We start from the raw sequence: 11,479 nt of genomic DNA, 5'->3' as shown, positions 1-11,479 counted from the left end.
CTCAGCCCGCCTGCTTCAGCAGCTCGTTCGCCTTCGCCTGGGCGTCCTTGACGGCCTGCGCGGGGCTCTTCTTGCCCTGCATGGCCAGCTGCACCTGTCCCACGATCGCGTTCTGCACGGCCGGGGAGAGGTTGGTCTGGTTGGTGTAGGCCGTCTTGAGCTGGTCGGCGACCAGCTTGCGGGCCTGGGAGAACGGGTCGCTGCCGGTGACGTTCTGGAAGAACGGGTCGTTCAGCGAGTCCGTGGTCGTCGGGAAGATCACCACGTTGGGGTCCTTGCACCAGGCCGTCTGGTTCTCGGCGTTGGTGAGGTACTCGGCGAAGGCGAGCGCCACCGGCGCGTGCTTGCTGGTCGCCGCGACCGAGATGTACTGCGGGGCACCGGCGGAGGCGCGGCCGAGCGCGTCGTAGGGCTGCTGGCCGACGGCCGTCCTGGCGTAGATCGACGGGCTGTTCTGCTTCACGAACCGCACGAAACTCGGGTTCGTCGAGCCGTAGGCGACCTTGCCCTGGCTGTAGAGCGTGGACGGGTCGTTGCTGGAGGACAGCGAGTCCTTCGGCATCGCGCCCTCCTTGTACAGCTTCGCCATCCAGGCCACCCACTGGGTGGTCCTCGGGTCATCGGCGAAGACGGCGGACTTGCCGTCCGCGGAGAGCGTCTTGATGTTCATCTGGTCGAAGTCCGACGGTATCCGCCAGATCGGGTTGGCCATCGTCGCGTAGAACTTGCCCTTGCCCGCCTTGGCGACCTTCTCGTAGTCGGCGAACAGTCCGAACAGCGTCGTCGGCGGCTTCGCCGGGTCGATGCCCGCCTTCTTCAGCAGGTCCTTGTTGTACGTCAGCAGGACGCCGCCGGTGTACCAGGGGAGCGTGGTGTGGATCGCCGAGCCGGAGGCGTCCTTGAAGGTGGCGGACTTCCAGAACGACGGCACGAACGGCTTCGCGACCTGCGGGTCCTTCACGCTCAGGTTCAGCAGGTAGCCGGCCTTGGTGAGGGCGGTGGCGGTCGGGGCGTTGACGTTGATGACGTCCGGCAACGTACAGGCCTGGGCGTCGGCGACGGTCCGCTGGGTGAAGGTGTTGTCGCCCGGGTCGTCGATCCACTTGACCTTGGCGCCGGGGTGGGCCTTCTCGAAGGAGGCGATCACTCCGTTGAAGAAGCTCCCGAAGTCTTTCTTCAGGTTCGTCGTCTGGAAGGTGATCTGGCCCTTGACGTCACCTGTCAGCTTGCCCGAGCCGACGTTGCCCTTGTCGACCTTGCAGCCCCCGGCGGTGCCGTCCCCGCCGCTCGAGCCGCCGGAAAGGCCGCAGCCGGCCGCCGTCAGCGTCAGGGCGATGATTCCCGCCACGGATGCGGTGAGTCTTCCAGCGCGCATGTCCACCCTCCTGGGACCCAGCCGAGAGGCTGGTTCAATCAACCAACTTCGACTCCGATTGATGAAAAGGTGGACCAGAATTCATCGGAGGTCAATGGTTTGCCGTGTTGCGTTTCGGTTCCGCCGGTGGTTCCGCCCGTGACTCAGTGGCGGTGCTCGTGGTCCGGGTGCGCGGGGTCGCCGGGGTGCTCGTGCCCCGCGGCGTACACCACGTCGGCCCGTGCCTGGTCGAACCAGGCGAAGAAGGCGCGGCGGCCCGCCGCGCGTCGCAGCTCGCCTTCGACAGCCTGCCGGACCTGCTCGAACGGCAGGAAGTCGGAGGGTGTCGCCCGACCGAACGGGTCGACTCCGCGCCGTAGTGCGTCCGGGGTGAGGAAGCGGTCCCGGTTGCGGTCGTAGTAGTCCTGTACGGCTTCCTCGGGGACGTGCTGCTCGGCCTCCAGTTCGGCGAGGAGGGTGCGGGCGGCGGGGGAGTGGGCGAGGGCGGCTGCGACGATGCTGCCCATGTCTGCGACGTCGTTTTCGGCCACGGCCAGCAGTTGTGTCGGGGACACCTCTGCCACCGGGGGCAGGCCCCGTTCCGCTACGGCCCTGCGGGCCAGTTCGTCGGCGACGACCACCTGCGTGGCCCAACGTCGGCGTTGCCGTTCGGCTCGCGCCGGGGCAGATAGTGCCTCGTGATGTCGGTGCTTGTCGGACTCGCCGTCGTGGCTGGTCGCGCCCCGCGGCGGAGCCGCTGATGAATGCAGCCCCGCGCCCCTGAAGGGGCGCTCCGGCACAGTCTCGAGGAAAGCGTCTACGCGGCTTTTGGGGACCGGCTCGCCTTGTACTACTGCCGCGTGGTCTGTCATGGCGTTATCTCCAGCTCTACGGCCTTCGTGTAGGCCACTCGGCCGTGCCAGGCAGTCTTTGCCAGTAGCCAGTACGAGCCCGGGGGGATCGTGGTGCCGTTCACGTCGATCGTGCAGTCCAGTTGTTGCCCGGCCGCGATCGTGAAGCCCTGGCAGCCCGGTGTGACCCCGGGCCAGGTGCCCCAGGAGGACACGGCCCACAGGGTGCCGTTGATGGGGCCGTGGGTGGTGTTGTGCAGGGACACCGGGACGTGGGCGCGTTCGCCGCTCCTGACCGTGATCCGGTCAACTCCCAGGTCCGTCAGCAGAGTTGGTCCAGCCGGTTCGCCCGGTACGTCGACCGCTACGACGTCCTCGTACGTCTGCCCCTCGTACGACAGCCGTGCCGCCAGCCAGTGCCGGCCGGGTGGTGCGTCGGGCGGCGGTGTCACCGTGACCTCGGTGAGGGTGAAGCCGCCGGGGGCCAGTGCGTACGGCAGTGCGGCGGGCTCAACGGACCAGCCGGGCGGGGCCTCGATGGTCATCGTGCCCGAGACGGGAGCGTCGGTGAGTTCCGAGGAGATCCGGACGGTCGCGTTGAAGGGGCCGCCGGAAGCGGTGAGCGTCGTCGGTGAGATGTACACCGCGACCGGCATGTTGCCGCGGGGTGCGGGGCCGGAGTTGTGGAGCCAGTACCGGGTGTGGACCGGCTGCGCGGGCTCGTGCGCGGCGACTCCGGGGTCGTACGCGCTGCGGGAGCCCTCGGTGGGCGTGGCCAGGACCGTGGTGACCTCGAACCCGGTCAGGCCGAGGGAGAGCACTCCCTGTTCGTCCGGCGCGAGTTGCTCCCCGGGTGTTTCCAGTACGTCGGTGCGGGCGCCCCGCGTCCAGGGCCGCGGTCCGTGCACTCGCGCCCGTACCGGACGGCCGTTGACCTCGTGCATCCGCACGACGACCCCGCGCTGTGGGTCCGCCGGTGCGACGCTCCCGCGGGCGAGCGGCGAACCGGCCGGCTTGAGGGCGTCGAGCAGCACCTCGCCCGCCGGTTCGAGGCGCAACAGGCTCAACTCCCTCGGGAGAGAGGCGGCTTCCGATGCCCGTCGTACTCGGGCGCTCAGCGGGTGGTTGAACTCATGGCCCACGCGGGGCAGTTGCTGCTCGCGCCAGTCGCCCTCGCCGCCGACCACCGCGTACTCGAAGGTGTGGGACCAGCGTTGGAGCTGGAAGCCCGAGCCGTCGGGGGCCGTGCGGCGGGGCGGGTCGACCCAGATGCCGGACGGCCAGCCCGTGCAGGAGCGCATCAGTGACATGTAGAGGTCACCGGAGGAGGTGACGACACAGCCCGGGGTGCCGCGGTTGAGGACGGCGAAGCCGCGCCCGTCCCAGGCGTCGCCCGGCGGCAGGGCCTCGCCGCCGCCGGCCGCCGTGGCCGTGACGGTCGCGTCGTCCAGGTCGGCGATCAACGCGTCGACCGCCTTCGCGTCCCCCTCGGCGTCGGCGCCCGCCACCACCAGCAGCGGCAGCCGTTCGAGATCGCGCAGGTCGGCCCCGGGCACCCACTCCTCGCGCAGTGAGGCGCGCGGCGCGACCCAGACGGTCGCCACGCCGCCCTCGGCGAGCTGCCGCTGCACCTCGCGCCCCGCGGCCGGATCCCAGCCGAGTGCCTCGGCGACGAGGGAGTTGCGGTCCGGGCCGCCGACGGCGATCCGGATGTCGGGCAGGTTGGAGTCGACCTCCAGGTCGCCGTAGCGCGGCCCGTCGGCGATCGTCGAGGTCGCCGTGACCCCGGCGCGCACCAGGGCGGCCGCGAGCGGCGTGCCCAGCTCACCGGCCTCGTCCCAGGAGGCGTACACCAGCTCGGCGACCCCGATCGACCGGCGGCCGAGCAACGTGCCCGTGTCGTCGCGCAGTTCGACCCGCGCCGTCGACCCGAGGGCGAACCAGGTGTGGGCCGGGTTGTCCAGCGTCCACGGGAACTCCTCGCTGTCCACGTCGACGAAGCCGAACCCGCGCCCGATCACCGCGTCCGCCACCTCGTGCACCGGCAGCCCGCCCTGCACGTCGGAGGGCCAGCGCACCCGGATCAGCCGGTCGGCGCCGTCGTAGCCGTCGATGGTGGTCGTCACGTCGACGCGCGGAACGCCGGTCCACAGCGTCAGGCGCTGTGTGTAGCGGAACAGCCCGAGGTCGGCGCGGACGGTGATCCGTGCGCCGGCGGGGGAGTGCTCGACCTCGGCCTGTGCCACCACGTCACGGCTGCGTGCGGCGGTGGTGCCCGTCGGCGTGAGGTGCCAGGGCCCCTCGCCGAACCGCGGGTGCCTGGGGTACTCCTCCTGCACGACGAGCTCGTTGCCGATGTCCCCGGCGCGCAACAGCTCCCGGCCGCCCTCGGTGAGCGCGCGGAGGCTGCTGACGCCGCCGCCGCGCGCCGGGTCGACCGTCACCTCGTAGAACTCGTTGCGGATGGTGGTGCCCCCGCCGGGCGCCCACCCGGGGACGGTGCCCTCGGTGAGGGGGAGGGCCTTGAGCCCCATGCCGGGCAACTCCGGTACCACGACGTGGAGTCGACCGTTCTCGCGCACCGCGGGGAGGCCGGCGGGTACGAGCCCCGGGTCGTCGACCGTGAGGACGTCCCGCCGCTGCCAGGTCGCGGAGTTGAAGACGACCAGGTCGGTGCCCTCGCCCGGGGTGACCCGGTCGGCCAGCGCCTGCGTGGCGTCGGCGTGCACGGTCTCGGCCAGGTCGGCCAGCTCGCGCCAGCCGGTCATCAGGTCGATGTAGACCTGGTCGGACTCGGAGCCCGTGATGGCGTCGTGGTGGGCGCCGTAGATCAGCTGCCGCCACGCCTTGTCGAGCGCCGCGTCCGGGTACGGGTGCCCGGCGACCAGCGAGGCGAGCGTCGCCCAGGCCTCCGCGTCGGCGAGCAGCGTCTCGCCGTACCGCTGGGCCTGCTTGGTGTCGATGTAGGACACGTCCTTGCCGGTGTAGACCGGGTTCATGTCCCGTGTCTGCGGGGACGCCTTGCGGCCCTCCGCGTCGAGCTCGGCGCGCACGGCGGCGAAGAAGTCGCGCGGTGTGCCGCTGATGAAGCGCGGCCAGACGTAACGGGCGTTCCAGTCCCGGTGGATGTCCATCACCCAGCGGCACGGTGGCGCGTAGTCACCGCCGACCGGGAGCAGGACGTTGCGGGTGAGGGCGACCGACCTCAAGCCCCGGAACAGCTTGAGGGCGGCCGCCTCCGCCGCCGGCAGGGTGGGCGCGTTGTCGATCGCCCAGCCGGCGCCGTAGTGGTTGACCATGTAGGCCGTCAGCAGCCCGCGCCCCGACGGGGCGATCCAGCTGAACTCGGCGGGGAACTGCATCCGTCCGGGATCGCGCGGCTCCTCGCCGAAGACGGAGAGAGTGGGCCCCCACTGGTGGAACGGCCCGCGCGCCCACGAACTGGAGCTGATCCCCGCGTCCGCCATCAGCCCCGGGAACTGCGGGTCGTGCCCGAACGCGTCGAGCTGCCAGGCCGTCTCCGGCGACGAGCCCATGATCCCGCGCTGGAACCCGTCGCCGTACAGAGCGTTGCGTACGGTGGCCTCGGCGCCGGTGAGATTGGTGTTGGGCTCGTTGTAGGTGCCGCCCATGATCTCGACGCGGCCGGTGCGGATCAGCTCGCGGAGGAAGGCGCGCTCCTCCGGGAAGGAGTCCCAGTACGGCTTGAGGTAGTCGACCTCGGCGAGCACGAAGGTGTACGCCGGGTCGCGGCGGGCCAGGTCGCAGTGGGCGCGGACCAGGCTCATCCCGGACTGGCCCCGTGAGTCGAAGGTCCGGGCCGGCAGACCGGTGGAGGCCGGGTCGTCGGCGACGTCCCAGGTCTCGGTGTAGGCGGCCTGGGTGTTCCACCACACGGGGTCGTAGTGGAAGTGGCTGACCATGAACATGGTCCAGCCGGGCTCCGCGGCCGTGAAGGGAACCGTGAGCGCACCAGCCTGCGTGGGGTCTACGGCATCCTCGGCGGTGACCGTGACATGGGTGCCGGCGCCGGGGGCGAGGTCCGTCGTCACGGGTATCTCGGCGCGGACCGTACCGTCGTCGCCCGTCGTCGCGACCGTCGTCCCCGAGACGCCCGGACCGGCGACGGTGATGCGGACCGTGCGGCCCGGGGCGTGGCTCAGCTCGACGGCCATCACCTGGCGCGGATGCTCGGTCGTCCCGGCGAAGAGCTCGGTCGACTCGGCAGAGGTGACGCGCATGGGTCTCCTACGAGAATGCTCGGGGGAGCCCCATCCTGGCACCGCCGGGATGATTCAAACAACCACCTTCACGCATTCTCGGTGGTTCATCCATGCATAACGGGCCGGTTTCACCTCGTCCGGCGCGACTTCACCGCATGCTGCGGGGCGATGTGGTCGGTGAGGGCGAGCGAGGCGCTGGCTCGCTGGTAGGAGAGCTGGCCGACCCGGACGTAGAGACAGTCGACGATCATCAGGACCGAGTGCCGGCCGCCGATGCTGCCCGTGCGGAAGCTGGTCTCCGAGGTGGCCGAGATGAGCCGGATGTCGGCGGCCCGGGCGAGCGGCGAGCGCGGGTCGGTGGTGATGGCGACGGTGGTGGCGCCGCGCTCCTTGGCCATCTCGAACGGTTCGAGGGTCTCGCGGGTGGCACCGGAGTGGGAGATGCCGATGGCCACGTCGGCCGGTGTGAGCAGGGCCGCGGAGGTGGCCGCGCCGTGCACCTCGGTCCAGCCCCGGACCGCGCAGCCGATGCGGAACAGCCGGGTCTCGGTCTCCTGTGCCACCGTGCCGCTGCCGCCGACGCCGTACACATCGATCCGCCGGGCCTTGGCCAGCGCCTGGGCCGCGCGCTCGACCGCGTCGAGGTCGATCCGGTCGATGGTCTGCTGGATCGCACGCAGGTCGGCGCTGCCGACGACCTGGACGACCCGCTCCAGGCTGTCGTCCGGCGAGATGTCCGGCCCGATCTCGGCGGAGCCCCAGTCGGAGACCTCGCCGCGCCCGCGCTCCTGGGCCAGCTCGATCAGCAGATGCTGATAGGAGTCGAGGCCGATGGCGCGGCAGAAGCGGGTCACCGTCGCCTGGGAGGTGCCGGTGCGGCGGCCCAGCTCGGCGGCCGAGCAGTGGGTCACGGCGGCCGGATCCTCCAGGATCAGCTCGCCGACCTTGCGAAGGGATCCGGCCAGCCGGGGAAGCTCGGTGCGGATCAGTGTGGTGACGTCCGTCGAGGGCATGAAGAGAAGGTATCAGCCACCCATAGGCGGATGGATTGAATACCAGGACCACGAAAGCGAGCCACGGCACCGTCGCATTGCTTGCTGCATGACCCATGTGATTTATTGATTCATCTATGGAGTCGGGTGGGGTGGTTCAATCCACCAGTGGGGAGTGTCGCGTGTCCGTCGAGTCTGTGAGCGCGGAGGGCTTCGCACAGGAGAGCCTGGCCGTCCTGGCGAAGATCACCGAGTCCGCACGCGAGGAGGTGGCGGCCGCCGCCGGACTGATCGCCGACTGCGTCCGCTCGGACGGCGTGATCCAGGCCTTCGGCACCGGCCACTCCCAGGCGCTGGTTCTCGAAGTCGCGGGCCGGGCGGGCGGTCTGGTCCCCACCAACCGGCTCCAGATCGCCGACCTCGTCCTGTACGGCGGTGACGCCCCGAGCGTTCTCGACGATCCGCTCCTGGAGCGCGAGCCCGGTGTGGCCGAGCGGCTCTACCACCTTGCGGCGCCGAGCCCCCAGGACCTCTTCGTGATCATCTCCAACTCCGGCGTCAACAACGTGATCGTCGAGATGGCGCTGGCCGCCAAGGAGCGGGGGCACCGCATTCTGGCCATCACCTCCCTCACCCACACCAGGGCCGTCCCCGCCGGCCACCCGAGCGGGAAGAAGCTCGCCGATCTGGCCGATGTCGTGCTGGACAACCGGGCGCCGCGGGGGGACGCGTTGCTGGAGCTTCCCGGGGGCGGGGCGGTTTGCGCGCTGTCCACCCTCACCGGGGTGATGTTGGTGCAGATGGCTGTCGCCGAGGCTTCGAAGCTGCTGCTCGAGTCCGGTGAGCGGCCGCCCGTGTATGTGTCGGCCAATGTGCCCGGTGGGTTCGAGGGGAACCTGGAGTTGGAGAAGCGGTACGCCGGGAGGATTCGGCGTACCGCCAGTTAGGCCTCAGTGTGTCTGCGGCTCTGCGGGGGCCGGGCGCGCCCCGCGGCGGAGCCGCTGTAGGAGCCGATCTCCGTCTTCGGGCGGAAGTGCGTGATGTTGTGGTGTGGGTCACAGCGGAGCTAGGGTGAAAGCGCTTGGAGGACCACGCCCGGGCGTGCCGATCGGCGGTGCGTGACCGGGCCTGCTCCAGGTAAGGAAGTGATCTCGGTGTCCGTCGCCTGGGACGACATCGGCGGACTCGTCGATGCCCACGAACGTTTCCTGGCGGGTGCGCGGGTCGAGGCGGACGTCCGGGGTTCGGTGCTCGAATCCTGGAAGCGCTGCCGCTCCGCGGGGCTGGAACCCGGCCATCTGCTCGTCTCCTATGAGCAGGGCCTGACGCTGGACGAACGGTTCCTGCGCGCGGCCGACCCGGTGCTGACGAAACTGAGCGCCTCCCTGGCGGAAATGGGCATGTCGATCGCGCTGTGCGACGCACGGGGCCGCATGGTGCGGCGCCTCGACGGCGACCTGCGGCTGCGCGACCGGCTGGACGAGGTGAACTTCGCCCCGGGCTTCGACGCCTCCGAGCCGGTGGTCGGCACCAACGGCGTCGGCACCGCCCTCGCCGAGCGCGGACCGATCTATGTCGTCGGCCGTGAGCACTTCGCCGACTGTCTGCAGCCCTTCGCCTGCGCCGGCTCACCCGTCCGCAATCCGCTGAGCGGCCGCATCGAGGCCGTCCTGGACCTCACCTGCCTGCGCGACGACGGCGACATCACCATGCTGCGGCTGGTCCGGGCGGCCGCCCGGGACATCGAGGGCCGCCTCCTCGAACAGGCCACGGAACGGGAACGCGCACTCCTCGCCGCCTACCGGCGGGCCGCCCTCGACGTGCGCGGAGCGGCACGCCCGCCCGGCCGTCCGGCGCCGGGCGACGGCGACCGCGGCGGGTACGACGGCGACGGCCTAGGGCGGATCGACCTGGCCGTACTGCGCGAGCGGGCCGAGGAACTCATGGCCTCGCCGGGCCGCACCCTCGACGAGGTTCCCCTCTCGGGCGGCCGTATCGCCACGCTGCTGCGGCGTCAGGTCATGGGCGCGGCAGGGGAGACGGGCGTCGCGGTGGAGGCGCGCATCCTGGGCGGGCCACGGCTCAGCGGGCTGGGGCTACCGACGTCGCCACCGGTCGCCGGGCCGGTGCCGGTGGCGACCCCGGGGACGAACGGGACACCGGTGGCCGGGCGCGAGGCGACGGCCCCGACGGTCTCCCGGCCCTCCGTCGTCGTACGGGCCGTCGTACCTCCGGCCCCGCCGCCACAGCCCGCCGAAACCGTCGGCGACATCCGCGACGGCGTGGAGAGCCGGCTGCTGCTCGTAGGGGAGCCCGGCGTCGGCCGGCTGGCCGTACTCGCGCGCAGGCGGCTGGAGTTGCTGCACGACGCGGGCGTGCGGATCGGCACCACCCTCGACGTCACCCGCACCGCGGAGGAACTCGCCGAGGTGACCGTGCCCCGGTTCGCCGACTTCGTCGCCGTCGACCTGCCCGACGCGGTGCTGCGCGGCGAGGAGCCGGTGGCGCTCGGCGGCCGGACGGCGCTGCGCCGGGTCGCCATCCGCGCCGTACGCAAGCAGCCCGCGAATCTGTACGACGTCGGCGACGCCGTCGAGTACGTCCCGTCCACGCCGCAGGCCCGCTGTCTGGAGCTCACGCAGTCCGTCATGGAGCCCGTCCTGGCGGAGGCGGGCGGCTGGATCGCGCAGGATCCCGAGCGGATGGGGCGGGTGCTCGCGGCGGGCGTCCACTCCCTGATCACCGTGCCGCTGCGGGCCCGCGGCACCACGCTCGGCGTGGTCAGCTTCTACCGCTCGGAGCGGCCCGCCCCCTTCGAGGACGACGACCTCTCCCTCGCCCAGGAGCTGGTCCTGCGCGCCGCGACCTGCATCGACAACGCCCGCCGCTACACCCGCGAGCACAACACCGCCCTCGCCCTGCAACGCAGCCTGCTGCCCAGGGGCCGCCCGGAGCAGAGCGCCGTCGAGGTCGCCTACCGCTATCTGCCGGCGCAGGCCGGAGTCGGCGGCGACTGGTTCGACGTCATCCCGCTGTCCGGCGCCCGCGTCGCCCTGGTCGTCGGGGACGTCGTCGGCCATGGCCTGCACGCCGCCGCCACCATGGGCCGGCTGCGTACCGCCGTGCACAACTTCTGCTCCCTGGACATGCCGCCCGACGACCTCCTCACCCACCTCGACGACCTGGTCGGACGGCTCGACCACGGCGAGGGCTGGGCGGTGGAGAGCACCCAGGCCGACTCCGGCATCGTCGGAGCGACCTGTCTCTACGCCGTCTACGATCCGGTGTCCCGGCGCTGCACCCTCACCCGCGCCGGGCACCCCCTGCCCGCGGTCGTTGCCCCGGACGGCACGGTCGAGTTCGTCGACCTGCCACCCGGCCAGCCCCTGGGCCTCGGCGGCATGCCCTTCGAGACCGTCGAGCTGGAACTCGCCGAGGGCAGCCAACTCGTGCTCTACACCGACGGGTTGGTCGAGGACCGGCTGCGCGACATGGACTCCGGCCTGGACCGGCTGAGCAGCGTCCTGGCCGTTCCCGGCAGGTCACCGGAGGACACCTGCGAGGCGGTCCTCGACGCGCTGCTGCCGGACCGGCCGAGCGACGACGTGGCGCTGCTGGTCGCCCGGACTCACGTCCTCGGCCGGGAACGGGTCGCCGAGTGGGTGCTGCCCAGTGACCCTGCGGTCGTCTCCCGTGCCCGTACCGCGGTCACCGGTCAGCTCGCCGCGTGGGGGCTGGACGAACTCGCCTTCACGACCGAACTGGTCGCCAGCGAACTCGTCACCAATGCCATCCGTCATGCCACCGGGCCGGTGCAGCTCCGTCTTCTGCGCGATCGCGCGCTGCTGTGCGAGGTCTCGGACGGGAGCAGTACGTCGCCGCGGCTGCGGCGCGCTCGTTCGGAGGACGAGGGCGGGCGGGGGCTGTTCCTGGTTGCTCAGCTCACCGAGCGGTGGGGGACGCGGTATACGCCTTACGGCAAGGTGATCTGGACGGAGCAGGCACTGCCGTGAGGTGCGCTCCGCGGGTTGTGCCGCGCTGGGTCGACTTTTGTCCGCG

At 71.4% G+C, this 11,479-nt stretch carries 6 protein-coding genes; 2 read left to right on the top strand and 4 right to left on the bottom strand.

The features are described 5' to 3' along the window. Position 1: 1 nt before the first annotated feature. The 4 genes from ABT254_RS12695 to ABT254_RS12680 form a co-directional block, all read right to left on the bottom strand. Entirely contained in the window at positions 2-1,375 is a 1,374-nt protein-coding gene (locus ABT254_RS12695) for an extracellular solute-binding protein (RefSeq protein ID WP_351467647.1), read from the bottom strand. 143 nt (positions 1,376-1,518) lie between these two features. Beyond that, a complete protein-coding gene (locus ABT254_RS12690) occupies positions 1,519-2,226 on the bottom strand; it encodes a peptidyl-prolyl cis-trans isomerase (RefSeq protein WP_351467645.1) in 708 nt (235 codons plus the stop codon). After that, a complete protein-coding gene (locus tag ABT254_RS12685; RefSeq protein ID WP_351467642.1) occupies positions 2,223-6,446 on the bottom strand; it encodes a glycoside hydrolase family 38 N-terminal domain-containing protein in 4,224 nt (1,407 codons plus the stop codon). Before ABT254_RS12685 ends, ABT254_RS12690 begins: the two co-directional genes overlap by 4 nt. Before the next feature lie 110 nt (positions 6,447-6,556). Beyond that, entirely contained in the window at positions 6,557-7,441 is an 885-nt protein-coding gene (locus ABT254_RS12680; protein ID WP_123968103.1) for a MurR/RpiR family transcriptional regulator, read from the bottom strand. Positions 7,442-7,602: 161 nt separating this feature from the next. Between ABT254_RS12680 and ABT254_RS12675 the strand changes: the two genes are divergently transcribed. Together ABT254_RS12675 and ABT254_RS12670 are read left to right on the top strand one after the other, a co-directional pair. Then, entirely contained in the window at positions 7,603-8,367 is a 765-nt protein-coding gene (locus ABT254_RS12675) for a sugar isomerase domain-containing protein (RefSeq protein WP_351467638.1), read from the top strand. A gap of 207 nt (positions 8,368-8,574) precedes the next feature. Further along, entirely contained in the window at positions 8,575-11,433 is a 2,859-nt protein-coding gene (locus tag ABT254_RS12670) for an ATP-binding SpoIIE family protein phosphatase (RefSeq protein ID WP_450748295.1), read from the top strand. Positions 11,434-11,479: the final 46 nt, after the last annotated feature.

The sequence above is a fragment of the Streptomyces sp. NPDC001137 genome (assembly GCF_040298885.1).
GTDB lineage: Bacteria > Actinomycetota > Actinomycetes > Streptomycetales > Streptomycetaceae > Streptomyces.
Note: the sequence above shows the minus strand (reverse complement) of the source record. Positions and strands in the feature narration are given on the sequence as shown.

Excerpts from the sequence above, each read along its gene's own strand:
- ABT254_RS12695 (WP_351467647.1), bottom strand. The coding sequence starts at position 1,375 with ATGCGCGCTGGAAGACTCACCGCATCCGTGGCGGGAATCATCGCCCTG.
- ABT254_RS12690 (WP_351467645.1), bottom strand. The coding sequence starts at position 2,226 with ATGACAGACCACGCGGCAGTAGTACAAGGCGAGCCGGTCCCCAAAAGC.
- ABT254_RS12685 (WP_351467642.1), bottom strand. The coding sequence starts at position 6,446 with ATGCGCGTCACCTCTGCCGAGTCGACCGAGCTCTTCGCCGGGACGACC.
- ABT254_RS12680 (WP_123968103.1), bottom strand. The coding sequence starts at position 7,441 with ATGCCCTCGACGGACGTCACCACACTGATCCGCACCGAGCTTCCCCGG.